We start from the raw sequence: 26,576 nt of genomic DNA, 5'->3' as shown, positions 1-26,576 counted from the left end.
GTCTTTAGCTCTGTTTTGGCTCTATCGCTGAATACAGAGCCGGATGCTACTTACGAATTCTGCCAGTACGAGTAAATTGATATTGCGCCAACATCGACTAAGTGCGCAGAGAGCGCCCCTAATGATGATTAACACCCGCGCAGGCTGTCTATTCTCAGCGAGTTTTGCGGGGCTTTTCGCTTCGCCCGGGCTGCCCAAGCGCTAAGCAATGACGACAGTCATGCATGATCGGCAAGTCATCATGCAAATTTGCCGTCACGCATCGTCCGTGATCTCGTCACGCGCCTCAGTCGTCGCGAGACACAATTCCAACTGCCCCAGCATCTCCTGCAACTCGGCGAGCTTGCGTGCACCAAAACGCCGCGTGATCTCGGCATAGATCGCTTCCGAGGACGGCGCGACCGAGGCCATCAGCTTTACACCCTTCTCCGAGATCGAGACCATGCTGCGGCGCTGGTCGGCTTTCGCGGTCTTGCGCTCGATCAAATTGCGCGCCTCGAGATCGCGCAGGATGCGCGACAAGCTTGGTCCGAGCAGAAACGCCGTGCGCGCGAGTTCCGTGACCTCGGCGGCCTCGATGGCAGCGAGCGCCCGGAGGATACGCCATTGCTGCTCGGTCAGACCGTGCTCGCGTAGCGAGGGGCGAAACTGCCGCATCACGGCCTCGCGAGCTCGCAACAACGACATCGGCAACGAGCGCGAGAAGTCGCGCATCGGCACCTGCCGTGCGCCGGGCGCGTTTACGTTGGTGGGATCAGCCGGTCTCTTCGCCATGACGCCCTGTCCTCAAACCCGAAAATGTTTGCACTGCAACACGCCGGAATGGGGTTTGACGAATTCACTTAACATGTTAATTATCTCCCGGCACCCACATTTCAGAGACTGCGCATGGCGCTCTCCCATCACGATATCCAAGCTTGCGCGAGCCGTCTGCACCAGGCGGAGAAAACCCGCACGCAGATCCGGCAGCTCTCGCAGGATTTTCCCGACATCAGCATGAGTGATGCCTACGCGATCCAGAAGGCGTGGGTCGACGTCAAGATCGCGGAGGGACGCGTCGTCAGAGGCCACAAGATCGGCCTGACCTCGAAGGCGATGCAGAGCGCGCTTGACATCAACGAGCCGGATTCCGGCGTGCTGCTCGACGACATGTTCTTTGCCGATGGTGGGCTGGTCCCGACCGAGCGCTTCATCGCGACGCGCGTGGAAGCCGAGCTTGCCTTCATCATGAGCAAGCGCCTCTCGGGTCCTGACTGCACCATGTTTGACGTGCTCAACGCCACCGACTTCGTGGTGCCGGCGCTTGAGATCCTCGACACGCGGATCGAGCGCGTCGATCCCAGGACCAAGGCGACGCGAAAGATCTTCGACACCATCGCCGACAATGCGGCGAATGCCGGCATCGTGCTCGGCGGACGGCCGATCCGCCCACTGGAAGCCGATTTGCGTTGGATCGGCGCGCTCTGCTTTAGGAATGGCCAGCTCGAAGAAACCGGCCTTGCCGCCGGCGTGCTCAATCATCCCGCAACCGCTGTCGCATGGCTTGCCAACAAGATCGCGCCACTGGGTCTCGCGCTGGAGCCCGGTCAGGTCGTGCTCGCCGGCTCCTTCATCCGTCCGATCGAGACCCGCAAGGGCGACACAATTCAAGCCGATTATGGCGCCTACGGCTCGGTGAGCTGCTACTTCGCTTAGGCGAACAAAAATATACGGGGAGTGAAACCGCCATGCCGCATTTCACGATCGAATATTCGGCCAATCTCGATGGCCGCCTCGACATCGGCGCGGTCTGCGAAGTGGTGCGCAAGGCGGCGGTCGAGACCGGCATCTTCCCGCTCGGCGGCATCCGCGTCCGCGCTGTCAGGTGCGAGCATTATGCGATTGCCGATGCCCGGCAGGATTACGGCTTCCTCGACATGCTGCTGCGCATCGGCGAGGGCCGCGACCTGCCGACCCGCAAGACAGCCGGCGAGCACGTTTTCAACGCCCTCTCCCGGCATCTCGATCCTGTCTTCGCAGGTTCGAAATTTGCCCTGTCGTTCGACATGCAGATCAACGACAAGGACACCAGCTGGAAGCGCAACAACATCCACGACGCCCTGAAAGTGGAGGCCGCCCATGGATAAACCCACACCCAAAGCCGATGTGTTCCAGGCCAACCGCGAGCGCGTCGCGCCGCTGCTGAAGAAGCTGCGCGCCGACGGCATCGGCCACATGATCGACGGCAAGATCGTGGCTTCGATCTCCGGCGAGACGTTCGAGACGAAGTCTCCGGTCGATGGCGCGGTGCTCGCAAGCGTCGCGCGCGGCAATGCGGAGGACATCGACGCCGCCGCGACCGCGGCTGCGCTGGCTTTCAGATCCTGGCGCGACATGGGCCCTGCGATGCGGAAGAAGCTTCTACATCGGGTGGCCGACTCGATCGAGGACAATGCCGAAGACATCGCGGTGCTCGAATGCATCGACACCGGCCAGGCCTATCGCTTCATGGCCAAGGCCGCGGTCCGCGCCGCCGAAAACTTTCGCTTCTTCGCCGACAAATGCGCCGAGGCCCGCGATGGTCAGAACACGCCGAGCGATGAGCATTGGAACGTCTCGACCCGCGTGCCGATCGGCCCGGTCGGCGTGATCACGCCGTGGAACACGCCGTTCATGCTCTCGACCTGGAAGATCGCGCCTGCCCTCGCTGCGGGGTGCACCGTCGTGCACAAGCCGGCCGAATGGTCGCCGGTGACGGCCGACATTCTGGCAAAGCTCGTCAAGGAGGCCGGCGTTCCCGACGGCGTTCTCAACACCGTGCATGGCTTTGGCGAAGAAGCCGGCAAGGCGCTAACGGAGCATCCGGCGATCAGGGCAATCGGCTTCGTCGGCGAGAGCGCGACGGGCTCGGCGATCATGGTTCAGGGTGCGCCGACGCTGAAACGCGTGCATTTCGAGCTCGGCGGCAAGAACCCGGTGATCGTGTTCGACGACGCCGATCTCGACCGCGCGCTCGATGCCGTCGTGTTCATGATCTACTCGCTCAACGGCGAGCGCTGCACCTCCTCCAGCCGCCTGCTGATCCAGGCCAGCATCGCGGAGAAATTCGTGGAGAAACTGACCGCGCGCGTGAAAGCGCTGAAGGTCGGTCATCCCCTCGATCCCGTCACCGAGATCGGACCACTGATCCATGAGCGGCATCTGGCCAAGGTTTGCTCCTATTTCGACGTCGCGCGCCAGGACGGCGCGACGATCGCGGTCGGTGGCAAGGCCTATGACGGGCCGGGCGGCGGACATTACGTCGAGCCAACGCTGGTCACCGGCGCGCATGGCAAGATGCGCGTCGCGCAGGAGGAGGTGTTCGGTCCCTTCCTCACCGTGCTGCCCTTCCGTGATGAGGCGGATGCAATCGAGATCGCCAACGACATCCGCTACGGCCTCACCGGCTATGTCTGGACCAACGATGTGGGCCGAGCGTTGCGCGTCGCTGACGCACTGGAGGCCGGCATGATCTGGCTGAACTCGGAAAACGTCCGCCACCTGCCGACGCCGTTCGGCGGCATGAAGGCCTCCGGCATCGGCCGCGACGGCGGTGATTACTCGTTCGACTTCTACATGGAGACCAAGCACGTCTCGCTGGCGCGGGGCACGCACAAGATTCAGAAACTGGGAATGTAGGACACGTCATTCCGGGGGAAACGCAATGCCGGTACCGCAACACACTTTTGAGCCGCCCTTCAACATCATCCGTTCGAGCCACGTCGTGCTCGATGTGACCGATTTGAAGCTCAGCCGCGCGTTCTACGAGACCATTGTCGGCCTGCATGTCGAGGACGCCGACGACAATTTCGTCTACCTGCGCGCCGCCGAAGAGCATCAGCATCACTCGCTGGTGCTGCGCAAGGCCGCCGTGCCGGCCTGCAACCGGCTCGGCTTCAAGGTCGGCAATGACGGCGATCTCGACAAGGCCGCAAAGTTTCTCTCCGAGAATGGTCTTGGCTACGCCTTCGTCGACCAGCCGTTCCAGGGCCGCACGCTGCAATTCACCGATCCCTTTGGCTTCCAGATCGAGCTCTATGCATCGATGGACCGGCGGCCGCATCTGCTCCGTCGCTTCGACCTTTACAAGGGCTGCCATCCGCAGCGGCTCGACCATTTCAACGTCTTCGCCGCCGAAGTGCAGGACACGGTCGATTTCTATGCCCGGCTCGGCTTCCGCCTCACTGAATATGCCGAGGAGGATGGCCCGAACGGCCGCATCGCCGCCGCCTGGATGCATCGCAAGGGCAATGTCCACGATTTTGCCATCACCAACGGCAAAGGCCCGCGGCTGCATCACTTCGCCTATTGGACACCGACGGCGATGAACATCATCCATCTCTGCGACGTGATGGCCTCCGCCGGTTTCGTGAAGAACATCGAGCGCGGGCCGGGACGTCACGGCATTTCGAACGCCTTTTTCCTGTACGTCCGCGATCCCGATGGGCATCGGCTGGAGCTCTACACCAGCGATTATTTCACCGGCGATCACGACCACGAGCCGCTGCGCTGGTCGCTGCGCGATCCGCGCCGGCAGACGCTGTGGGGCGCACCGGCGCCGCGCTCCTGGTTCGAGCAGGGCTCACCGTTCGCGGGTCAGGCCGTGCGCGAACCGAAGTTTGTGGCCGATGTACTGGTGGCGGATTAAGCCATGAAGCTCCCTCGTCTCGCCACCTACTCGGTCAAGAGTGAAACCCGCTACGGCGCCGTCCTGGAGGGAGGCATCGTCGATCTCTCCCCGCACCACGCCAAAAACTATCCGACGCTGCGCGAGGTGATCGCCGCAGGAAAACTCGCGAGCCTCGCCGAAGAGGCGGCCAGCCGCACGCCGGACCATGCGCTCGGTGACATCACCTGGTTGCCGCCAATCCCCGCGCCGGAAAAGATCATCTGCATCGGCGTCAACTATCCCGACCGCAACGCCGAATACAAGGACGGCCAGGACGCACCGAAATATCCGAGCATGTTCATGCGCTCGACGCGATCCTTCGTCGGCCATGAGACGCCGCTGGTGCGCCCGCGTGCGTCGGCGCAGCTCGACTATGAGGGGGAGATCGTGCTGGTGATCGGCAAGGCTGGCCGGCATGTTCCGGAAAGTGCGGCGCTCGACCACATCGCGGCGTTGACCCTTTGCAACGAAGGCTCGGTGCGCGACTGGCTGCGCCATGGCAAGTTCAACGTCACCCAAGGCAAGAACTTTGATTCCAGCGGCAGCCTCGGTCCTTGGCTCGTGCCTTACACAAAGGAATCCCAGATCGCCGACATTCGTCTCACCACGCACGTCAACGGTGAGCTGCGGCAGGATGACCGCACCAGCCGGTTGATGTTTCCGTTCCGCACCCTCATCAGCTACATCTCGACCTTTGCGACGCTCGTCCCTGGCGACATCATCGTCACGGGCACGCCGACCGGCGCCGGTGCGCGGTTCGATCCGCCGCGCTATCTGAAGCCGGGTGACGTTGTGGAGGTCGAAGCCGAAGGCATCGGAAGTTTGCGCAACGGCGTCGTCGACGAAGCCTGACCAACCATTGAAGTGAGAATAGTACAATGACCACCCTCACCGGCGGCGAAGCAATCGTAAGCGGCCTTGTCGCCCATGGCGTCGACACCGTGTTCGGCCTGCCCGGCGCGCAGGTCTACGGCCTGTTCGACGCCTTCCATCAGGCCCAGCTCAAGGTGATCGGCGCACGGCACGAGCAGGCCTGCGGCTACATGGCGTTCGGTTACGCACGCTCCAGCGGCAGGCCCGGCGTGTTCAGCGTGGTGCCCGGCCCCGGCGTGCTCAACGCCAGCGCGGCGCTGCTCACCGCGTATGGCTGCAACGAGCCCGTGCTGTGCGTCACCGGCCAGGTGCCGACGCAGTTTCTTGGCAAGGGCCGCGGCCATCTGCACGAGATGCCGGACCAGCTCGCCACCTTGCGCACCTACGTGAAGTGGGCTGACCGGATCGAAACGCCGGGCAACGCGCCGACCACCGTGGCGCGCGCCTTCCAGGAGATGACGTCCGGACGGCGTGGCCCCGCGTCGGTCGAGATGCCCTGGGACATCTTCACCCAGCGCGCCGACACCGCGGCAGCACATGTGCTGGAGCCATTGCCCGCACCGCGGCCCGACCCTGATCTGATCAAGCAGGCGGCTGCGCTCATCAAAAACAGCAAGGCACCGATGATCTTCGTCGGCAGCGGTGCGATCGAGGCAGGTGACGAGATCCTCGAACTTGCCGAGATGATCGATGCGCCCGTTGTTGCGTTCCGCAGCGGCCGCGGCATCGTGTCCAATGCACACGAGCTCGGGCTGACCATGGCAGCCGCCTACAGACTGTGGGCCAAGACCGATCTGATGATCGGCATCGGCACGCGGCTTGAGCTGCCGACCATGTCGCGCTGGCCGTATCGCCCCGACGGGTTGAAGAGCATCCGCATCGACATCGATCCCGTCGAGATGCGGCGGTTCATCTCAGACACCGCGATCGTCGCCGATGCCAAGACGGCGACCGCCGATCTCGCCGCTGCCGTCAGCAGGGCGGGTTATAGCAAGACCGCCAGCCGCCGTGCCGCGATCCGCGAGGCCACGGCGACCGCACAACAGGAAATCCAGCGCATCCAGCCGCAGATGGCGTATCTCAATATCCTGCGCGAAGTGCTGCCGGCGAACGCGATCGTCACTGATGAGCTGTCGCAGTTCGGCTTTGCCTCCTGGTACGGCTTTCCGATCTACGAGCCGCGCACGTTCATCACCTCGGGCTATCAGGGCACGCTCGGCTCAGGCTTCCCGACCGCGCTCGGCGCCAAGGTGGCCAACCCCGACAAGCCGGTGGTGGCGATCACCGGCGACGGCGGCTTCATGTTCGGCGTGCAGGAGCTCGCGACCGCTGTGCAGTTCAACATCGGCGTGGTGACGCTGGTGTTCAACAACAACGCTTATGGCAACGTCCGCCGCGACCAGCGCGAACGCTTTGACGGCCGCGTGGTGGCGTCGGACCTCGTCAATCCGGATTTCGTCAAGCTTGCGGAGTCGTTTGGCGTGGCTGCTGCGCGCGTCACCGCGCCGGATCAGTTCAAGGCGGCGATGGAGAAGGCGCTCGCGCATGGCGGGCCATATCTGATCTCGGTGGAGGTGACGCGGGATTCGGAAGTGAGCCCGTGGGCGTTCATTCACCCGCCGAAGCCTTGAGATGAGCACCACCCTGTAGCCGCGCCGCCGCGATCACCAGGAGGCCTGCGCCTGCGACCGACCAGCAGGCGACCGGCGCCCAGTGCAGCAGCGGCGCGTAGTCCGGCATCTTCTGCAAGCCCCCGGCAACCGCCGCCATCCGCGCGAAGGTGCCGAGCGCCAGCGCGGAGAAGACGAGGCCCGTCACCTTTCCTTCCGCGCCGGTCGAGCCGATCGCGAGCGCGGCCGAGATCGCGCTCATCAGCATGCAGCCCCACGCGGCCCCGGCGAGAAATTGTGCAGCGATCAGCGTGTTGAGGCTGCCGGCGAATTCGGCCGCAGCGATCGCAACCGCTCCGAGGAGCCCGGCCGCACCCATCACAATCAGGCCGCCGCGATGCTTGACGACGAGGCTTGCCGGAAACATCGCGATGTTGAAGCCGATCCAGAACACCGGCATCAGCCATGGCAGATCGTCTGGCTTGACAAAGCGCAGATAGAACGGCGCGCTGTTCATGGCAAAGTGCAGTTGATAGCCGAGCGCCAGCGCTATCGTCGCGACGATGAAGACGATGGACGTCAGGCCGAGCGGCTTTGCCACCTCGGCCGGTGTGAGCGATGACGTGTCCCGCGCCACATCGTGTTCGATCCGCGACAGCCCCAGCGCCGTGAGCAGCAGCACGACGCTGGAGATCACGAACGGCAGCCGCGCGTCATGCTCTCGCATGACCACGCCGAGATAGGGCGAGACAGCGCCGGCAACGCCGTAGCCGAGCATCGCGAGAGCGGCGAGGAACGGCACCTGCGGCCGCGCACGATATTTGCCGAGCAAGGTCAGCGGCGGCGCGCGCAAGGCAGACGAGGTGATCGACCAGATCACGATCAGCGCGATCAACCAGACCTGCGCTGCCGCGCCGACGCCGGCAACGAAGGGCATCGCAACGAACGCGCCGCAGGAGATCGCGGCCACGAGTCCGACGAACAGGCCAAGCCTGCCGACATAGGGCGCGAGCCTGTCCGCGGCGATCCCCATCGCCGTGTCGGCAATGGTGAAGATCGCCTGGTCCAGCATCAGGATGAGGATGACGGCTGATGGCGCGATGCCGACCTCGGCGGCGAGCTTCGGCAGATAGATGACGTAGGTGGTCCAGCCCAGCGTGAACACCAGTTGCAGCGCGGCCAGATACAGGCCGGTGCGGCTGGCCGTCCCGGTGTCAGCCGTGAGCCGTGCTGTCGTCATGTCGCCGCCTCCCCGCCCAGAGCTTAGCCGAGCGAGGCCAGCGAGGAAACGCGTCAGCGCGTCCGGCGGAAGGTCAAATTGATCCGCTTCCGACCGAGCAGCGCATGCTCGCCGTCGGCGAGTGGCGCGACGCCGTGATAGGCGAGCCGGGACGGGCCGCCCCACACCACGACATCGCCATGGACGAGGCGGAAACGGCGCGGCTTGTCGGCGCGCGCCATGCCGCCGAACAGAAAGGTCGCGGGCAGGCCCAGCGAGACCGAGACGATCGGCGCCGAATAGTCCAATTCGTCCTTGTCCTGATGCAGCGACAGCCGCGTGCCTGGCTCGTAGCGATTGACCAGGCAGGCATCTGGCGCAAAGCCAGTGAAACCGCCCTGCTCCGCCGCACGGCGGGCCAGGTCGCGCAGCACCGGCGGCATTGCCGGCCATGGCGCCTCGGTTCGCGGATCGATGGGATCGTAGCGATAGCCGGTGTGATCGGTGATCCAGCCGCGCTCGCCGCTATTGGTCATGGCCACCGACATCTGATGGCCGCCGGGCGTCGTCATCCGCCGAAACGGCGACTGCGCCACGATCGCGCGCACCGCTGCGATCAGCTCGCTCTCGATCGGCTTGACGAAGCCACGCAGCAGCACAGCGCCGTCGGCAATCTCCTCGCGTGACGGTTGGGCTTCGGCGACACTGTCGAACAAATCAGCCGTCAACGGCTCCGCTCACTTGGCGTCATGAAAGATCACACCCACCGTGTGGCGTTGTCCCGAACGAATCCGGCTCACGCCATGGCGCAGATTAACCCGGTAAGGGCCGCGAGTCCCCTGCACCGGGCGGTGATGCACGGCAAAGGCCACCGCATCGCCCTGCGCCAGCGGCACCACTTCGGCGCGGGACTGTATGCGCGGGCGTTGCTCGGTCAGCACAAATTCGCCGCCGGTGAAATCGCGGCCGGGCTCCGATAGCAGGATCGCGACCTGGAGCGGGAAGACGTGCTCGCCATAGAGGTCCTGGTGCAGGCAATTGTAGTCGCCGGCCTCATATTGCAGCAGCAAGGGCGTCGGTCGCGCCTGCCCCGCCTCGTGGCAACGCTTCAGGAACGCCGCATGCGCGGCGGGATAGCGGATGTCGATCCCCATCGCTTCGTTCCAGCGATTGGCGACGCCCTGAAGGTGCGCGTAGAGCGCCGGGCGCAGCTGCGCGATCAGGTCAGGCAGCGGGTAGGAGAAATATTTGTACTCGCCACGGCCAAAACCGTGGCGGCCCATGACGATGCGGCTGCGGAAGTTGGCGTCGTCCGGATAGAGCGCGGAGATGGCGCGGCATTGGTCGGGGGTGAGCAGACCCTTCAGGACGGCGCAGCCCTGGGTGTCGAGTTCGCTGGTGATTTGAGGCCAGTCGAGGGTATCGACATGAGCGGCAAGGTCGACGGACGGCTTTTGGGGTGCTTTGCGTGCTGTTGCTGTCATGGCTACGACCTTCGCAAGACCGGCCCGCGCTCCGCCACCCGATTCCCGACTATCTCCCCCGTCATTGCGAGGAGCCCTTGCGACGAAGCAATCCAGACTGCCGCCGCGGAAAGATTCTGGATTGCTTCGCTTCGCTCGCAATGACGGTAGGAGGGACCTAGCCTCGCACCGGCAGCGTCACCACGTCATACCCATGCTTGATCGTGCGCTTCAACACCGGGTCCTCCAGCTCGAACTCGAAGCGGTCGGCGGGGCGGATGCCGCCCTTGGCCGCAAACGTGCCGCCGAACATGGCGCAGCCGTCGGGCAGCTTCTTGTCGGGGAAGCCGCGCGCGATCAGGTCGTCGACCGGCAGCATCGCGTCCAGCGTGCCTTCCTGGTAGAGCACGCGCTCGCCCTTGATCCAGGCATAGGAGCGCAGGATCATCTTGTCCCAATGGCCGATGACGTCCTCGAGCTCCCACAGGGTAGACGCGATCGGCTTGTCGCACATCTGCTTGGACACCGTGACGTTGTAGGCCTCGACCTTGCGGTCGGTATGGTCGGAGCCGCAGCCGACGAAGATGCGGCCCTGCCAGCCGATCAGCACGAACTCGACCTCGCCAGACGAGTCGCCGCCGCAGCATTCGATGCTGTCTTCCTGTGTCAATCGCCGCGCCGAGGCGCGGTAGTAGATCGGGGTCGAGGCCGGCGGGGCGATGCCCATCTCTTGCAACTCGGCGATGTGCTTGTCGCGTGCGACGGGGTCGCGGCCGGTCCAGCCGGCGATGACCATCTGGTCGATCGCCAAGGTCAGCGGCGTGGTGGTATCCTCGGCGTCGACGGTGAAAGTCAGGTCAAACACGAATTACGGCCTCCATGCCGGCAGCAAGTTCGAAAATACGACGGTCGGATCCGCCGCTACCCGCCAGCATCAGGCCGACGGGAATTTCGCCCTCGCGATGCGCAGGCAGCGAAATGGCGCAACCGTCGATCATGTTGATCAGGGTGCAATTGCGCAGCGCGCGCAGATTCTGGATGGTGAACGCCTTGTCGTCGGCGAGATCGGCGATCTTCGGCGGCGTATTGGCAGTGGTCGGCAGCACCAGCGCGTCATAGGGCGCAATGCGCGCATTGACGCGCGCGATCAGCGAACGGCGCTCGTTGAGGAGATCGATATAGTCGGCCGCGCTCTGCGCCTCGCCGCGCATGATCCGCACGGAAACGCGGGGATCATAGACATCGCCCTTGGACGTGATGAGATAGCGATGCCACGCAAAACTCTCGGAGGCGGCAAAGCCACCCTTCGCGTTCATCGGCCCGATGTCGTGGAACTCCGCCATTTCGATACGCTCGATGATGGCGCCGTGATCGGACAGCGTCCTCAGCGCCCGCTCGAACGTCACGGCGACTTCGGCGTCGATGTCGTCGAGCGCGATCGTGGTCGGCACCGCCAGCCGCATGCCCTTCACCGGGCGCGGCTTCAGCGCGACGATCGGCTCGTTCGCTAGTACGGCGTCGAGTATGGCACAACAACTGACCGATCGCGCCAGAGGGCCGATGCTGTCGAGCGAGAACGACAGCGGCACCGCGCCATCGAGCGGCACGCGCCGCTGCGTCGGCTTGTAGCCAACGATCCCGTTGAAGGCAGCCGGAATCCGGCAGGAGCCGCCGGTATCGGTGCCGAGCGCGCCATGCGCCATGCCGTCAAGCACGGACACCGCGGCACCCGAGGAGGAGCCGCCGGGCACATGGCCCTGGGCCCGGTTCCAGGCGCCCTTCGGCGTGCCGTAATGCGGATTGATGCCGATACCGGAATAGGCGAACTCGGTCATGTTGGTCCGCCCGATCACGACAAAGCCGGCCTTGCGCAGCCGCGCGACCGTGGGAGCGTCCTGCTCGGCCGGCGGGGAATCGTCGAGCGCACGGGAGCCGGCGCGCGTGACCTGGCCCTTGATGTCAAAGAGATCCTTGATCGAGATCGGGATACCGGCATAGCGCGAAGGCGCGGCCTTCACCTTGCGCAAGCCGTCCATCGCATCGGCAGCCGCGAGTGCGGCATCCTTGTCGACATGGATGAAGGTGCGCTGGCCCTCGCCGGCGGGATCGGCGATCCTGGCGATGCACGCCTCGACCAGCTTGCGGGAGGTGGTGCGGCCACTTTCGAGGTCTTCGGCGAGCTTCGCCAGTGTCGGAAAATCGGGCATGTCTGTCTCACGGAATATTGCGCGCGCAATCTATAGCGCTGCCTCAGCTCGACACAAGCATTGTGCGCATGATGGCATGCATGCACATTGCTGGACCGTTGACGCGCCATGGTCGATTGTCGCATCAGAAACGAAACGGGCAGGCGCGAAGCCTGTTCTCTGGGAGGACCAGCCGACATGGCCGAACCGCAGCGCGCGCGACCGAAACCGACGCCGGAGACCCTGCATTTCTGGGACGGCACCAAAGCCGGCGAGTTGCGCCTGCAACGCTGCGATGCCTGCGCGCATGTCTACTTCCCGCCGCGCCCGTTCTGCCCGTCCTGCGCCTCGCGAAAAGTCTCTGCCTTCAAGGCCAGCGGCAAGGGTTTCCTCTACAGCTATGTGATCAACCACCGTCCCGCCGCGCCCGGCTTCACGCCGCCTTACGCGATCGCGGTGGTCGAGCTTGCCGAGGGACCGCGGATGATGAGCAACATCATTGACTGCCCGCAGACGCCGGAAGCGCTCGAGCTCGACATGAAGCTCGAGGTCGCCTTCCAAGAGCTCGACGACAAGATCACCCTGCCCGTGTTCCGTCCGGCGAAGGGGTAAACCATGCGCAGCAACCAGGTTGCCGTCGTCGGCGCTGCCGAGACCACCGAGCTCGGTGTCATCCCCAACGTGTCGCAGCTCCAGCTTCACGCGGATGCCGCGCTTAACGCCATTGCCGATGCCGGGCTAAAACTCTCCGACATCGACGGCTTCGCCACCGCGGTCGAGACGCCGCAGCAGGTTTGCCACTATCTCGGCATCAAGCCCACCTGGGTCGATGGCACCTCGGTCGGCGGCTGCTCGTTCATGCTGCATGTCCGCCACGCGGCGGCGGCGATCGAGGCTGGCCTGTGCAAGACCGTGCTGATCACGCATGCCGAGAGCGGCAAGTCGATGATCGGCAAGGCACCGCGCTCGATCCCCGCCGACAGCCTGCAAGGTCAGTTCGAGGCACCGTTCGGCGTCTACGGGCCGCCCAGCATGTTCCCGATTCCCGTGCTGCGCTTCATGAAGACCTACGGCATCACCCATGAGCAGCTTGCCTCGGTTGCTGTCGTGCAGCGCGAATGGGCCGCCAAAAATCCGCGCGCGATGATGAAGGAGCCGATCACGGTCGCCGACGTCCTCAACTCGCGCATGATCGCCTATCCGTTCCGGCTGCTGCAATGCTGCCTCGTCACCGACGGCGGCGGAGCGCTGATCCTGACCTCGGCCGACCGCGCCAAGGATTTTCCGCGCAAGCCGGTCTACATCAAGGGCACCGGCGAGAGCGTGGAAACGCCGATGGTCAGCCAGATGGAGACTTTTAATTCCTCGCGCGCTTTCAAGACCGCGGGGCCGCTCGCCTTCAAGGAGGCCGGCATCGCGCACAGGGATGTCGACCATCTCATGATCTACGATGCCTTTGCGCATCTGCCGCTGTTCGGCCTCGGCGATCTCGGCTTCATGCCGCATGAGGAAACCGGAAAGTTCATCGCGGACGGTAATACGCGCCCGGGCGGAAAGCTGCCGCTCAACACCAATGGCGGTGGCCTCTCCTACATGCATTCCGGAATGTACGGCATGTACGCGCTCCAGGAGAGCGTGCGCCAGATGCGCGGCATCGCGCCGGCGCAGGTCGCCAATGCAAAGATTTCGGTGTGCCACGGCGTCGGCGGCATGTTCGCCGCAAGTGGCACGATCGTGTTTACGAACGAGAGGTAAGCGACATGACAAAATCACTGCAAGACAAGGTCGTCATCGTCACCGGCGCAGGCCGCGGCATCGGGCGGGAGATCGCGCTGCTGTGCGCGGCGGAAGGCGCCAAGGTCGTGGTCAACGATCCCGGTGGGGCCGCTGACGGTGCGGGCTCGAGCGCTTCGCCAGCTGAGGAGGTCGTCGAGGAGATCAAGAAGCGCGGCGGCACGGCCGTCCCCAATTTCGAGTCGGTTGCGGAAGCTATCCCCGCGAGCAAGATCGTGAAGACCGCGACCGATCATTTCGGCCGGCTCGACGGCGTCGTCAACAATGCCGGCATCTTGCGCGACATGATCTTCCACAAGATGAGCGTGGAAGCCTTCGAGGCCGTCATCAAGGTTCATTTGATGGGCTCGTTCTACGTCTCGCACGCCGCGGCGCGGATTTTCCGCGAGCAGGAGTCCGGCTCGTTCGTGCACTTCACCTCGACCTCGGGCCTGATCGGCAACTTTGGCCAGGCTAACTACGCCGCCGCCAAGCTCGGCATCGTCGGCCTGTCGAAATCGATCGCGCTCGACATGGGCCGCTTCAACGTCCGTTCCAACTGCGTCTCGCCGTTCGCTTGGACCCGCATGATCGGCACCATCCCGACCGAGACCGAAGCCGAAAAGGCGCGCGTCGAGAAGATCAAGCAGATGGGACCGGAAAAGATCGCGCCGATCTGCGCCTATCTGCTCTCCGATGCCGCCAAGGACGTCTCGGGGCAAATCTTCGGCGCGCGCATGAACGAGCTGTTCCTGTTCAGCCAAAATCGCCCGCTGCGCTCGGTGCACCGGAGCGAAGGCTGGACACCGCAGTCGATCGCTGAACACGGCATGCCGGCGCTGAAGGGCTCGTTCTACAAGCTCGATCGTTCCGCCGACATCTTCCCTTGGGATCCCGTGTAAGGATCCCGTCTAGCCGCATTTCCGGCATCCCTGCCCTGCGATCTCTGGTTGTCTTGTCCAGAGATCGCCCTGCTTTATGCCCGATTGCAGGCCAATGGTGTCCTCCCAACACAATCTTGGGAGGAAACCATGACAAGAATACTGACCAACTCCAACGACACTTCTGCAACGCAACCCGGCGGCCTCGGCCGCCGCGATATTTTGAGAGGCGCGGCGGCGCTCGCCGCGTCCACCGTCCTCGTCTCGCAGGCCGACGCGCGCGACTTCGGCGCCAACGCCGAGCCGCAGCGCTATCCCGACCCCGACATCATCGCCATCGACCCCAAGCGCTTCAAGGCCAAGGTCGGCAACACCTCGATCAAGCGGCTCTATACCGGCTGCCTCTGGGCAGAAGGACCGGCGTGGAATGCGCAAGGACAATATCTCGTCTGGAGCGACATCCCCGCCAATCGGCAGCTGCGCTACCTCGACGATGACGGCCACATCTCCGAACAGTTCCACAAGCCGTCGAACGAGGGCAACGGCAACTCGTTCGACACCGAGGGACGCCAGATCACGGCCGAACGCACCCGCCTCGTCCGCTACGAGCACGACGGTTCGGTGACGGCGCTGGCCGAGCAGGCCAACGGCAAGCCGCTCAACGGCCCGAACGACATGGTGGTGCACCCCAACGACAAGTCGATCTGGTTCACCGATCCCGGCTATGGCGCGATCAGCATCTATGAGGGCAAGCTCGCCAACACCGGCTCGCTCCAGCCCTATCAGAAGGAAGCGGTCTATCGCCTGGATGCACAGACCGGCCAGCTGACGAAGGTCGCCGACGAGCCGTTCAAGCCGAACGGCATCGCCTTCTCTCACGACTACAAGAAGGTCTATGTCTGCGACACCGGCATCACGCACTATCCGCAGGCGGAAAACGTGGTGTGGTCCTACGACCTCGACGGCTCGAAACTATCGAACCCGAAGCGGCTGATCGACATGAAACTCGACGGCAAGTCGGGCTTCCCAGACGGGATGCGTGTCGATACCGAAGGCAACATCTGGGTCGGCGCCGGCTGGGTTGGCCCGGGCTATGACGGCGTGCAGGTGTTCGCATCGACCGACGGCGCACGCATCGGCCAGATCCTGCTGCCCGAGACCTGCGCCAATCTCTGCTTCGGCGGCAAGAAGCGCAACCGCCTGTTCATGACCGCGAGCCAGTCGCTCTATTCGGTCTATGTAGAGACGCAGGGCGCGCATTTCTGTTGAGTGCCACGAATGGTGAGTGGCGAATAGAATCTATTCGCCACTCGCCCCTCAACCCGTATTCCGCAACCCCGCCGAGATGCCGTTGATAGTGAGCTGAATCCCGCGCAGCACCTGCTCATCCGGGTTCTGCGCGCGGTGCTCCTTCAAGAGCTCGACCTGCACGTGGTTGAGCGGATCGAGATAGGGGAAGCGGTGGCGCACGGAACGCTCCAGCAACGGGTTGCCTTGCAACAGCCGGTCCTGGCCCATGATGTCCAGCAGCGTCTCAATGCAGGAATGCCATTCGCGGCGGATGCGGCCGAAGATTTTTTCGCGCAGGGCTTCGTCGGGCACGAGTTCGGCATAGCGCGAGGCGATCGCGATCGAGCTTTTAGCGAGCACCATGTCCATGTTCGACAGCAGCATGCGGAAGAACGGCCATTCCTTGTAGAGCTCCTTCAGGAACGGCATGCCCTTGTCGGGATGCTCCGCGATCCATTGCTCGACCGCGCTGCCAAAGCCGTACCAGCCCGGCAGCATCAGGCGGCATTGCGCCCAGGAGAACACCCAGGGAATCGCGCGCAGATCCTCGATCGCGCGAGTCTTCTTGCGCGAGGCCGGGCGGCTGCCGATGTTGAGCGTCGCGATCTCGTTGATGACGGTGGATTCCCAGAAATAATCGACGAAGCCGTCGGTCTCGTAGACGAGGCCGCGATAGGCCTTGAAGGCGAGGTTCGACAGCTCATCCATCGCAGTCAGATATTCGCGGCGCGGTGCGCTCTGGCGCGGATGCAAGAGGCTCGCCTCCAGCGTTGCGGCGGCAAGGATCTCCAGATTGTTGCGGCCGACCTCGGCGTTGGAATATTTCGACGAGATGATCTCGCCCTGCTCGGTGATGCGGATCTGGCCGTTCACCGCACCGCCGGGCTGCGCAATGATGGCGTCGTAGCTCGGCCCGCCGCCGCGGCCGACCGAGCCGCCGCGGCCGTGGAACAGCCGCAAGCGCACGCCATGACGCTCGAACACGTCGACGAGGCCGATCTCGGCCTTGTAGAGCTCCCAGCCCGAGGTGACGAAGCCGCCATCCTTGTTCGAGTCGGAATAGCCGAGCATGACCTCCTGCACGCTGCCGCGGCTGTCGACGAGGCGGCGGTAATCGTGCAGCGACAACATGCGATCCATGATGCCGCTAGACGCCTGCAAATCCTCGATGGTCTCGAACAGCGGCACGATATTGATGGCGCTGCGCCCGGAGGGATGGACCAGTCCCACCTCCTTCAACAGCACTGCGACCTCGAGCATGTCGGACATGCCCTTGCACATCGAGATGATGCATTGGTGGATCGCATCCGAGCCGAACTTCGCATGGGCCTCCGCGGCGGCATGGAAGACGTTGAGCTCGCCCATGGTCTCGTCGCTGTACTTCACGAACTGCGAGACCAGCGAGCGCGCGCTGCGCAATTCGTTGGTCAGCAACGAAATGCGGGCGTCCTCGCCGAGCGCGAGATAGGAGGTGCCGGGATTGGCAGCATCCATCAGCTCGGCGATGGTACGCTCGTGCACGGCCGAGTTCTGGCGGATGTCGAGCCTCGCCAGATGGAAGCCGAAGCAATCCACCGCGCGCCGCAACAGCCGCAGTCGGCCGCGGGCGATGACGCGGGCATTGTTGGAGATCAGCGAACGGTGCAGCACGTCGAGATCGGCCTGCAGCTCCTTGACGCTCTCATAAGGCGCACCCTTGCCGACGGGACGACGGGTGATCTCGACCTGCAGCTTCTCGGCCGTCGCCGACAGGCGCGCATAGATGCCCGACACCGCGAGGCGATAGGGCTCGCCGCTCCGGTGCGGCGAGGTGTCCGGCGAACGCTCCGCCAGCTTGCGCAGCTCCTCGGAGACGTCGGCGAGATGCGCCGCGATCGACAGCTCCGAGCCGAGCACGTGCAGCTCGTTGAGATAGAACTGCATCACCCGGCTCGACTGGAGCCGCAGCGTGCCGCGCATGACGTCGGCGGTGACGAAGGGATTGCCGTCGCGGTCGCCGCCGATCCAGCTGCCCATGCGCAGGAACGAGGCGAGCTCGCCGGCGGCCTGCTCGCCGCCCTCCTCCAGCCGGTCCTCCAGCGCGTTGACCAGCCGCGGCACCTCGCGCAGGAACGTGTAGTCGTAGAACGACAGGCCGTTGGCGACCTCATCGAGCACGGTGAGCTTGGTCCGGCGCAACAGATTGGTCTGCCAGAGCGTCAGCACCTCGCGGCGCAGCTGCTCGTCGCTGGCGGCGGCTTCGTCCTCCGTCAGCGCGACGCGTTCACGGCGATCAAGCAGCGCTGCGACCTCCATCTCGCGGTCCATGGTGCTCTTGCGGCGGACCTCGGTCGGGTGCGCCGTCAGCACCGGGCTGACCTGGGCATCCCTAAAAAAGCGCCTCAACTGGTCGGCGCTGATTCCGGCGCCCTTCGCGAGAGCCAGCGTCTCCGCCAGCACGCCGGAGCTGCCGGTCTTGGCCGCGGTCCGGGCGCGCATCTGGCGGATGTTGTTCTGGTCCTCGGCGATGTTGGCGAGGTGAGAGAAATAGCTGAAGGCGCGGACGATCCGCACCGTCTCGGAGGTCGACATGCCGTCGAGGATCTGCTCGAGCTCACGCCGGGCGACCCGATCCTCATCGCGGTGGAACCGGATCGAGGTCTGCCGGATACGCTCGACCAGGTCGAACACATCGGCGCCCTCCTGATCGCGCACCGTGTCGCCCAGGATGCGCCCGAGCAGGCGGATATCGTCGCGCAGCCGCGCATCAGCCTCCAGCGCCTGGGCGTCCTCAGGCCGGTTGGGACGATGATCTGCGGCGTCGGATGGTACGGTCTGAAGGGACATGGCTCGCTCCCTGGTTCGAGCTCGCGTAACTGCCCGGCTCAGCCGAGTGTGCAAGTTTTTTGCCGCAGCGCAAGATGAACTTGGGGGCGGCGCGGCAACATCGCTGATCATGGGCGGGAATGCGTCTTGCTGGCCAGCAGGCACACATCTCTTCGGTCTCGCGGCGGAGGCGCCCGAGCTTTGCTGTCCGTTTCGCCCTCATCGAGAAGAAAGGGCGCAGGGAAGGCCGGGCACCGGCGGGCACCCAGGGTCCGCACGCGAGAAACGCACGCGGGGTGACCACAGGTGATGCCGAGACATCCCGGCCTTCCCTGCGCAATGGTTTTACGGCTTATGGCGCGCTCTCCCCGGGGAGCGATGCACTATTGCCCCCGTCGTCTTGCGGATGATCGATGCGCGCACCCGGTCGGGCAACTCACACCACCGCAAGCCTTGACGCACAGACCCCGGGCGTCAGGACCACACGCTTTTGCCGTCCGCGGACGTCTCGCCCCGGACATCCGGAAGCTCGCGCGTGCTCGCCCCCGAAGCCGAAAGGAGACGCTGTGACCGCGCCGTGTCGATCCGCGGATCGCAATGGCTCACGGGGATTACCCGCCCTGCCCTCACGTCACGCGCCGGCGCTGCCGCGTCCATCGCCTCCCGGCCTGCGTATCGTGACGATCGCGAAACGCCCCTTTGGCGGGCCGGGATGGAATGCGGTTTAACCGAAGAGATAAATTCGGTCAATCAGAATATTTGGGAGCCGCGCCCTTGACCTGCATGTGGCGTGTTTTGCCCGTCGGGCAACGCGAGGAATTGTGGGCGGGAGGGCGCCTGCGCGCGGGTCAGTTCTGGCACCGTGAGGGGCAATGAGGCCTATGGTCTGCGAGTCTACCTTGGGGCAGAAGCGGACTGCGCCGCGAGCTTGCGGTAGGTCAGCGATGGGCCCCAACCGGAACCTGCTCCAAGCGCGTATGGGGCATTCGCTTCGCTGTCACTCAACGGGAGAATTGAGCAGAGAGGAAACTCTGCGTCTCCTCGACTGCCTTCCTGGCCGCTTCCGCATCGTACTTGAGCCAGTGCCCGTATATTTCCCTGCCGTCGGCGAAAGCCGGATCGCTAAAGGCGTGATAGGCACCGGGATAGACGACCAGCTTAACAGGTGCGCCCATGTCGGCTCGCCTCTTCATCCAAAGTTCGCAGTCCTTCGCAGGCGTCCAGTCGTCGAGTTCGCCGATCAGGATTAAAGTGGAAACGATGAGTTCCTCGGAAGCAACGCCGCACGCCGGAAAATAGGCCACCGCGGCCTTGAACTTCAGATCCCGAGGAGCGTCGAATGTTTCCACGTGGTGGGTCGACGCTAATTGCAGCGCAACCATTGCACCCATCGATCCTCCAAGGACAGCGATACGTTGAGGATCGACAAAAGGAAGTTTGGAAAGATAGGATAGAGCGCCTAAGGCATCACCTTGGCGGGCAAGCATCAGGGCAGGCATCGGTTTGGTGCAGGCGTCCTTGATGCCGCGGGTCGCAAAGCTATCGACTGCAAGTGACACATACCCCAAACCGGTCACGGATTGAGCGATGGACTTACGGTCATCTTTCGAAAGTCCATCGCATCCATGGAGAGACACAATGGCTGCGAATGGGCCGTCGCCCTCAGGTTTCGCGAGGTAGCCCTCGATCGTATCCGCCGCCTTCGGGGCTTCGCCACGCTCGCGCGCCAAGCGCTGCTGGAGCTGGCCAAGGCGGACTGGAGCACTGTCGAACCTGACCAACTCTTGTGCCATCGTGACGGCGTTCGTGCAAACGCACGTAACCAATACTGCTAAACCAAGACATGGTCCGGCTCGTGTGCCCATTTTACCTCGCCCCCTCTTCGTAACAGGGCTAATGTAGCAGGCTATGTCAGTCCATCCACAGCGTAAGTTCAGCACGCACAAGGATGGGTTGAGCCCTTGCGAAACCCATCAGGCTTCGTTTCCCGCGGACGGTTTGATAGGTTTCGCTGACGCTCTACCCATCCTACGGGCTAACCCGCATTGGCAATTGCGATACGCCTTGCGCGCCTAGCTTTTAAAACCCAGCTTTCTGGCCTGTTCGAGATCGGCCATCGCGCGGGCGATGTCTCCCCTCTCTTTGTAGATATAGGATCGCGCCGCCCAGGCGGTGTTATCCGTCGGATCCAGCTTGATCACCATATCGTAGTCAGCAAGCGCGCCGTCATGCTCGCTCTTCTCGAAGAAGAGGCTGGCGCGTTTGCGATAAGACTGCACGTTGTCGGGGCTAAGCCGAATAGCCATTGCGAAATCCGCCAGGGCGGCGCGCTCATCGCCGAGCTCCCGATAGACCCCGCCCCTGGAATTGTAGTGCTGAAAGTCGTTCGGGCTCAGCCTGATGGCCTCGGTGTAATCAACAAGGGCCTCTCCCCACGCGCCCCTCTCCTGGTTGCAGATGGCACGGTATGTAATCATCTTGGCGGATTTGGGATCCAGCCTGATCGCCTGCTTCGCATTCTCCATTCCGCGATCGTGCTCGCCCTTCGTGCAATAGGCCAAGGCCCGGCCTGCGTAGGCAAAACTGTGGTTCGGATCCAGCCTGGTGACCGCGTCAAAGTCGGCGATCGCGCGATCAAACTCTCTGAGCTGGAGATAGCCTACGCCGCGCTGGTGGTATGCGCTAGCATGCTCCGACAGATCGGATTTGTCGCTCAACACGCTCGTGCAGGCCGCGACTGTGTCGCGCGCGGTTGCTTGCCGGTCCGCGCAAGTCCTGCGATCGTCTTCGCTCGCTGCGGAAAATCGGGGTGCGGCGGCGACAAAGCCGAGAAGGACGGCGGACACCGTAAGGACAAGCGTCAGGGAAGAGCGGCTTATCATCTTGCTATGCCCTCGCCTGGAACATGCGGCACGACCGCGTCATTCGAAATCGCCGACGAGACGTACAGCGATCCACGCCGACGGGACTCTCATGCTCTGCCTTTAGCAGCCGGCCGTTCGCGGGCGTTTAAGAATTCGCTTCAATATTGATCGAGTCTGCCCCGGGCAAAAACCGGGCATCGACAGGACGATGCCAACGTGACGATGAGGCATGGCAGCAAGCGCAGGATGGGTTGAGCCCTGGCGAAACCCATCCTGCTTCGTCATCGGCGGACGGAATGATGGGTTTCGCTGGCGCTCACCCCATCTTACGAGTTCACCCTACGCCGGCACGATCACCTTGCCGATCGGCCAGAGCGCGATGCCCGCGAGCTTGAGATGGGCCCAGGCGAAGGGGATGCCGATGATGGTGACGGCCAGGACCAGCGCGGTCACGAGGTGGCCGAGCGCCAGCCACCAGCCGGCGAGCACGAACCAGATGATGTTGCCGATCACCCCGAGCGGGCCGGTGCCGATATCGCTCATACCGGTGACCTCGTAGCGATTGACCGCCCGCGAACCGAACGGCATCAGCGTGTAGACGGCGATGTTGAACGCCGCCCGCGCCCAGGGCAGGCCGATGATGGTGATGGCCATGATGATCGCGGCGACCAGCCAGCCGAAGGCCATCCAGGCACCCCCGATGAGGATCCAGAGTAGATTGAGCAGAATCGAAACAGGGGCCATGGGGTTATCCGCGGTCAATGACATCGCCTATATAGGCTCGAAAACCATCTCTGCGAAGACAGCTCCGATATCGGCTCCCGGCCATGGCGGGAATTGGGCCCCTCGGGCCATTTCGCTGCTCGCGGAGCGCTGTCGATCTAATCGCCCCGCTCGACCAGATGCGCACGCGAGGGCGCGGGGTCGAACCGATCGCCAAAATATTGGGTTTCGTGAGCCACCTGCTCTCCGCGGAACTCCATGATGCTCACCACGTAGGAGGGTACGCCGTCATAGGTCAGGACGAACTCGGTGACCCAGAGATCGCCGCCGCCGATCATGCGCCGGACCGTAAAGCGCTTCTTGTTTGGCTGTACGGTACGGCTCTCCTGAATGTTGCGCCGGCCACGGATCCGCTCGCCCGATTGCGGATAATCCAGCACGGCGTCTTCGAGATAGATCTCATGCTCGACCTCGAAATCGCTTGCGTCCGAAGCGTCCCAATGGCGCTGAAGCGCTGTCAGCCTGGTTCGATCATCCATATCGATCTCCTAGCCTGTAGCCCGGATGGAGCGCAGCGAAATCCGGGGTCTCAACCACAAGCACCGTCCCGGATTGCGCTTCGCTCCATCTGGGCTACAAGGCGTTCAGATCTTCCGTCCCGCCTGCTCCCAATAGGGATCGCGCAGGCGGCGCTTGAAGATTTTTCCGGAGTCTTCGCGCGGCAAGCCCGTGCGGATCTCGATGTGCTTGGGCACCTTGTAGTCGGCAAGCGAGGCCTTCAACCGCGCACGTATGCCGGCGGCATCGAGCGTAACGCCGGCTTGCGGCTCGACCACCGCCATTAGCGCCTCACCGAACTCGGCATCGGGGATGCCGAACACCGCACAATCATGCACGCCGGGTACCGCGTGCAGCACTGACTCGATCTCGGCCGGATAGATGTTGACGCCGCCCGAGATCACCATGTCGCGTTTGCGGTCGCAGATGAAGACGTAGCCGTCTTCGTCGATATAACCGACGTCACCCGAGGTAATGAAACCGTCGCGGTCGATCTCGGCGCGCTTCTCCGGCTTGTTGTGGTAGGTGAAGTCGGCCATCGCGGCCATGCGGGAATAGATTTCGCCGATCTCGCCAACCGGCAGCACGCGACCGTCCTCACTGAGAAAGCGCAATTCCGCACCGGGTGAAATCTTGCCGACCGTGCCGGGCTTCCTCAGCGCATCCTCGGAGGTCGCGAAGGTGACGGCGCTGGATTCGGTCGAGCCGTAGAATTCGTAGATCACCGGCCCCCACCACTCGATCATGGCGCGCTTGACGTCCGCCGGACAGGGCGCGGCGGCATGGATGATGTGGCGCAACGAGGAGACGTCGTACCTCTTGCGCACGGCGTCCGGCAACTTCATCAGGCGGATGAACATGGTCGGCACCATGAAGATGGTGTCGATCTCAAAGCGTTCGATCAGTTCCAGAAACTCTTGGGCCTCGAAGCGCGGCATCAGCACCAGCGCGCCGCCGAGCTTGCCGGCGCGGATGCCGAAGGAGTTCGGCGCGGAATGATAGAGCGGCCCCGGCAGGATTGCGCGAGCACCGGGCTTGAGGCCATAGATCATCGCGCGCATGCGTTCGCCGGCGGCGGCCTGCTCAGGCGTCGGCGCATTGCGCCGTACGCCCTTGGGATGACCGGTCGTTCCCGACGTGTAGATCATGTTCATGGGCTGCGGCACGACCGGACCGTCATAGGGCTGGTACTGCGCGAGCCAGGATTCGAAATCGATCGCAAAGTCCGGTGTCTTCAGGTGATCGGGATCGATCTTGTAGTTGGACAGGATCTCCGGCGGTGTCGGCACGCTGAGCACGGTGACGCCTTTCGGAATTGCATCGCGCAAAGCATGCAGCATGTCGGCATGCCCGATCAGCACGGACGTGCCGGTATCCCGAAGGATGTAATTGATCTCCTCCGGCTTGAAGTGCCAGTTGACCGGCACGCCGTAGGCCCCAAGCCGCATCGCGGCGTAAGCGGCCTCCAGGAAGGCAATGTCGTTGCGCATCAGCATGCAGACGCAATCGCCCTGCTTGACGCCGATCTTGGCAAGACCGGAGGCGATGCGGTCGGCACGGTCGGCGACCTCGGCGTGGGTACGGCGACGCTCGCCCGAGACGATGCCGAGGAATGGTGACGTTTCGCTCATTTGTTTTTCTTTTTGTTGTTAGCAGCGGTGTCAGTTAGTCGTCATCACCGGGCAAAAGCGCTAAGACGCGCTTCGCGCTTTTGCCGGGCCATGACGGAGACGAGAATTAGTCCGCAAATTTCGGCGCGCGCTTTTCGAGATTGGCGCGCACCGCTTCGGTCTGGTTCGCACTGCCGATCAGCTTCTGCTGCTCGACGGATTCGGCAAGCAGCGCCGGCCCCGGATCGACCGAGAGATTGTTCAGCAAACGCTTTGCCGCGCGGATCGCATCAGGGCTCTTGGCGGCGATCTCGCGCGCGACTTCGAGCGCGACTACGCGCGGATCGTCGCAGATGCGCGTGGCAAGGCCGTATGCCATCGCCTCCTGCGCCGAGAAGATGCGCCCGGTGTAAGTGAGATCGCGCAAAATGTCGTCACGCACCAGCGATGCCAGGATCGGCGTGCCCGCCATATCCGGCACCAAGCCCCATTTGATCTCCATCACCGACATCCGCGCATCTGAGCTGAGGAAGCGCATATCCGCGCCGAGCGCGAGCTGAAAGCCGCCGCCGAAGGCGACGCCATGGATCGCCGCGATGACCGGCACCGGAAGCTGACGCCAGCCCCACACCGCGGCTTGCGGAAAGTTCGCCTGGCCATGCGTGCGCGCGGTCAGATCGCGATTTTCGCCACCCGGAATTCCATTGCCACCCTTCTCCTTCATGGCGGCAAAACGCCCCATGTCGAGACCCGCGCAGAAGGCACGGCCTTCGCCGGAAAGGACAACAACGCGCACGCTTTTGTCCTTCGAAAGCCGGTCGGTTGCGGCGACAAGTGCGTCGAACATGGCCTGATCCAGCGCATTCATCTTGTCCGCCCGCACCAGGCGCACATCGGCGACGCCTTCCGAAACCGAAATCGAGACGCGCTCTTCCATGGATGAATTCTCCCCTGTTCTTGTTCAGTGCCGCTTTACAGGAAGACGGCGGCCGGATTTAGTCAATCGACCAATTAACTGACAATGCCTGCGGAGGAAACAGCCATGTTCAAGGAAAACCTTCTGGCCGGCCGAAACATCCTCGTCACCGGCGGCGGCACCGGCCTCGGCAAGTCGATGGCCGCGCGCTTCCTTCAACTCGGAGCCGAGGTGCACATCTGCGGCCGTCGCAAGATCGTCTGCGACGAGACCGCGACCGAGCTGATGGATCAGTATGGCGGCCGTGTCACCAGCCACGGCGTCGACATCCGCAACGCTCTCGCAGTCGAGGAGATGGTCGAGAACATTTTTCGCGAAGCACCGCTGACCGACCTCATCAACAACGCCGCCGGCAATTTCATCTCGCGCAGCGAAGAGCTATCGCCGCGCGGCTTCGATGCGGTCGCCAACATCGTCATGCACGGCACGTTCTACGTCACGCACGCGGTCGGCAAGCGCTGGATCGCTTTGAAGCAGCCCGGCAATGTCGTCTCGATCACCGTGACCTGGGTGCGCAACGGCTCACCCTACGTGGTGCCGTCGGCGATGAGCAAATCGGCGATCCACGCGATGACGATGTCGCTTGCGACCGAATGGGGCAGATACGGCATCCGCCTCAACACCATCGCGCCGGGTGAGATTCCGACCGAGGGCATGAGCAAGCGCATCAAGCCCGGTGATGAAGCCGGCGCCCGCACCAAGGCGATGAACCCGATGGGCCGCGTCGGCACCATGGAGGAACTGCAGAACCTCGCGGTGTTCTTGATTTCCGGCGGCTGCGACTGGATCACCGGCGAGACCATCGCCATGGACGGCGCACAGGCGCTCGCCATGGGCGGCAACTTCTACCAGCTCCGCGACTGGAGCGACGACGACTGGACCAAGGCACGGGACAGCATCAAGGCGCAGAACGAGAAGGACCGGGCTGCGCGGGGGTAGTCTCTTCTTATCTAGCGGCATAAGGACGTAGCTCCACACTCCGTCGTCGTCCCGGCGAAGGCCGGGACCCATACGCATCGAATCTCATTTGGCGAAGATTGGTCATGACCTGTCTTCGC

At 63.7% G+C, this 26,576-nt stretch carries 24 protein-coding genes; 11 read left to right on the top strand and 13 right to left on the bottom strand.

The annotated features are described in order from the left end of the window. Nucleotides 1-255: 255 nt before the first annotated feature. The gene (hpaR, locus tag UP06_RS39070; RefSeq protein ID WP_045009047.1) at nucleotides 256-774 is read right to left on the bottom strand and encodes a homoprotocatechuate degradation operon regulator HpaR; all 519 of its coding nucleotides are present in this window, start codon (nucleotides 772-774) and stop codon (nucleotides 256-258) included. Nucleotides 775-888: 114 nt separating this feature from the next. On the opposite strand from hpaR, the gene hpaH reads away from it, so the two are divergent. From hpaH to UP06_RS39040, 6 genes are read left to right on the top strand one after another with little or no spacing between them, the layout of a single operon-like run. Next, nucleotides 889-1,695 (top strand): 2-oxo-hept-4-ene-1,7-dioate hydratase, encoded by an 807-nt coding sequence (hpaH, locus tag UP06_RS39065; RefSeq protein WP_045009046.1) that lies wholly within the window; start codon nucleotides 889-891, stop codon nucleotides 1,693-1,695. A 32-nt stretch (nucleotides 1,696-1,727) separates the two neighbouring features. Continuing rightward, a complete protein-coding gene (locus UP06_RS39060; protein WP_045009045.1) occupies nucleotides 1,728-2,126 on the top strand; it encodes a 5-carboxymethyl-2-hydroxymuconate Delta-isomerase in 399 nt (132 codons plus the stop codon). Beyond that, entirely contained in the window at nucleotides 2,119-3,657 is a 1,539-nt protein-coding gene (gene hpaE, locus UP06_RS39055) for a 5-carboxymethyl-2-hydroxymuconate semialdehyde dehydrogenase (RefSeq protein WP_045009044.1), read from the top strand. Before UP06_RS39060 ends, hpaE begins: the two co-directional genes overlap by 8 nt. A 25-nt stretch (nucleotides 3,658-3,682) precedes the next feature. Next, nucleotides 3,683-4,666 carry a 3,4-dihydroxyphenylacetate 2,3-dioxygenase gene (gene hpaD / locus UP06_RS39050; RefSeq protein WP_045009043.1) on the top strand — a complete coding sequence of 328 codons (984 nt, stop codon included), beginning with the start codon at nucleotides 3,683-3,685 and terminating at the stop codon, nucleotides 4,664-4,666. 3 nt (nucleotides 4,667-4,669) lie between these two features. Further along, nucleotides 4,670-5,539 carry a fumarylacetoacetate hydrolase family protein gene (locus UP06_RS39045; protein ID WP_045009042.1) on the top strand — a complete coding sequence of 290 codons (870 nt, stop codon included), beginning with the start codon at nucleotides 4,670-4,672 and terminating at the stop codon, nucleotides 5,537-5,539. Nucleotides 5,540-5,565: 26 nt separating this feature from the next. After that, nucleotides 5,566-7,191: a thiamine pyrophosphate-dependent enzyme gene (locus tag UP06_RS39040; RefSeq protein WP_045009041.1), complete on the top strand. Its 1,626-nt coding sequence runs from the start codon at nucleotides 5,566-5,568 to the stop codon at nucleotides 7,189-7,191. Here UP06_RS39040 and UP06_RS39035 read toward each other — a convergent pair. The 5 genes from UP06_RS39035 to UP06_RS39015 form a co-directional block, all read right to left on the bottom strand. Next, nucleotides 7,169-8,410: an MFS transporter gene (locus UP06_RS39035; RefSeq protein ID WP_045009040.1), complete on the bottom strand. Its 1,242-nt coding sequence runs from the start codon at nucleotides 8,408-8,410 to the stop codon at nucleotides 7,169-7,171. The two genes, UP06_RS39040 and UP06_RS39035, sit on opposite strands and share 23 nt — an antisense overlap. Nucleotides 8,411-8,463: 53 nt before the next feature. Next, nucleotides 8,464-9,117, bottom strand: a complete 654-nt coding sequence (alkB, locus tag UP06_RS39030) for a DNA oxidative demethylase AlkB (protein ID WP_045009039.1) — start codon at nucleotides 9,115-9,117, stop codon at nucleotides 8,464-8,466. A gap of 9 nt (nucleotides 9,118-9,126) precedes the next feature. Further along, complete coding sequence (locus UP06_RS39025; protein ID WP_045009038.1) at nucleotides 9,127-9,873, bottom strand: 2OG-Fe(II) oxygenase; 747 nt, start codon at nucleotides 9,871-9,873, stop codon at nucleotides 9,127-9,129. A 157-nt stretch (nucleotides 9,874-10,030) separates the two neighbouring features. Then, nucleotides 10,031-10,717, bottom strand: coding sequence for a DUF2848 domain-containing protein (locus UP06_RS39020; protein WP_045009037.1), 687 nt, complete (start codon nucleotides 10,715-10,717; stop codon nucleotides 10,031-10,033). Continuing rightward, the gene (locus UP06_RS39015; protein WP_045009036.1) at nucleotides 10,710-12,059 is read right to left on the bottom strand and encodes an amidase; all 1,350 of its coding nucleotides are present in this window, start codon (nucleotides 12,057-12,059) and stop codon (nucleotides 10,710-10,712) included. The genes UP06_RS39020 and UP06_RS39015 overlap by 8 nt, the downstream gene beginning before the upstream one ends. A 177-nt stretch (nucleotides 12,060-12,236) precedes the next feature. On the opposite strand from UP06_RS39015, the gene UP06_RS39010 reads away from it, so the two are divergent. The 4 genes from UP06_RS39010 to UP06_RS38995 all read left to right on the top strand — a co-directional run bounded on the left by UP06_RS39010 (nucleotide 12,237) and on the right by UP06_RS38995 (nucleotide 15,961). Further along, complete coding sequence (locus tag UP06_RS39010; protein ID WP_045009035.1) at nucleotides 12,237-12,650, top strand: Zn-ribbon domain-containing OB-fold protein; 414 nt, start codon at nucleotides 12,237-12,239, stop codon at nucleotides 12,648-12,650. 3 nt (nucleotides 12,651-12,653) lie between these two features. Continuing rightward, complete coding sequence (locus UP06_RS39005; protein WP_045009034.1) at nucleotides 12,654-13,793, top strand: thiolase C-terminal domain-containing protein; 1,140 nt, start codon at nucleotides 12,654-12,656, stop codon at nucleotides 13,791-13,793. A gap of 5 nt (nucleotides 13,794-13,798) precedes the next feature. Then, nucleotides 13,799-14,713 (top strand): SDR family oxidoreductase, encoded by a 915-nt coding sequence (locus UP06_RS39000; RefSeq protein ID WP_045009033.1) that lies wholly within the window; start codon nucleotides 13,799-13,801, stop codon nucleotides 14,711-14,713. Between the two features lie 129 nt (nucleotides 14,714-14,842). Next, nucleotides 14,843-15,961 carry an SMP-30/gluconolactonase/LRE family protein gene (locus UP06_RS38995; protein ID WP_045009032.1) on the top strand — a complete coding sequence of 373 codons (1,119 nt, stop codon included), beginning with the start codon at nucleotides 14,843-14,845 and terminating at the stop codon, nucleotides 15,959-15,961. A gap of 48 nt (nucleotides 15,962-16,009) precedes the next feature. On the opposite strand, the gene ppc is transcribed toward UP06_RS38995, so the two are convergent. The 7 genes from ppc to UP06_RS38960 form a co-directional block, all read right to left on the bottom strand. Further along, on the bottom strand, nucleotides 16,010-18,808 hold the full coding sequence (gene ppc, locus UP06_RS38990; protein WP_045009031.1) for a phosphoenolpyruvate carboxylase: 2,799 nt from the start codon (nucleotides 18,806-18,808) through the stop codon (nucleotides 16,010-16,012). A gap of 980 nt (nucleotides 18,809-19,788) precedes the next feature. Beyond that, on the bottom strand, nucleotides 19,789-20,580 hold the full coding sequence (locus UP06_RS38985; protein ID WP_245305658.1) for a dienelactone hydrolase family protein: 792 nt from the start codon (nucleotides 20,578-20,580) through the stop codon (nucleotides 19,789-19,791). A gap of 279 nt (nucleotides 20,581-20,859) precedes the next feature. Beyond that, on the bottom strand, nucleotides 20,860-21,669 hold the full coding sequence (locus UP06_RS38980) for a tetratricopeptide repeat protein (protein ID WP_045009029.1): 810 nt from the start codon (nucleotides 21,667-21,669) through the stop codon (nucleotides 20,860-20,862). A 321-nt stretch (nucleotides 21,670-21,990) separates the two neighbouring features. Further along, complete coding sequence (locus UP06_RS38975) at nucleotides 21,991-22,395, bottom strand: YccF domain-containing protein (RefSeq protein WP_045009028.1); 405 nt, start codon at nucleotides 22,393-22,395, stop codon at nucleotides 21,991-21,993. A 137-nt stretch (nucleotides 22,396-22,532) separates the two neighbouring features. Further along, complete coding sequence (locus UP06_RS38970) at nucleotides 22,533-22,913, bottom strand: nuclear transport factor 2 family protein (protein WP_045009027.1); 381 nt, start codon at nucleotides 22,911-22,913, stop codon at nucleotides 22,533-22,535. A 105-nt stretch (nucleotides 22,914-23,018) separates the two neighbouring features. After that, nucleotides 23,019-24,563: an acyl-CoA synthetase gene (locus UP06_RS38965; protein WP_045009026.1), complete on the bottom strand. Its 1,545-nt coding sequence runs from the start codon at nucleotides 24,561-24,563 to the stop codon at nucleotides 23,019-23,021. A gap of 106 nt (nucleotides 24,564-24,669) precedes the next feature. Further along, a complete protein-coding gene (locus tag UP06_RS38960; RefSeq protein ID WP_045009025.1) occupies nucleotides 24,670-25,479 on the bottom strand; it encodes a crotonase/enoyl-CoA hydratase family protein in 810 nt (269 codons plus the stop codon). 105 nt (nucleotides 25,480-25,584) lie between these two features. On the opposite strand from UP06_RS38960, the gene UP06_RS38955 reads away from it, so the two are divergent. Then, the gene (locus UP06_RS38955; RefSeq protein ID WP_045009024.1) at nucleotides 25,585-26,457 is read left to right on the top strand and encodes an SDR family oxidoreductase; all 873 of its coding nucleotides are present in this window, start codon (nucleotides 25,585-25,587) and stop codon (nucleotides 26,455-26,457) included. Nucleotides 26,458-26,576 lie beyond the last annotated feature (119 nt).

The sequence above is a fragment of the Bradyrhizobium sp. LTSP857 genome (assembly GCF_000938285.1).
GTDB lineage: Bacteria > Pseudomonadota > Alphaproteobacteria > Rhizobiales > Xanthobacteraceae > Bradyrhizobium.
This window is presented reverse-complemented; position numbering and strand designations above follow the sequence as displayed.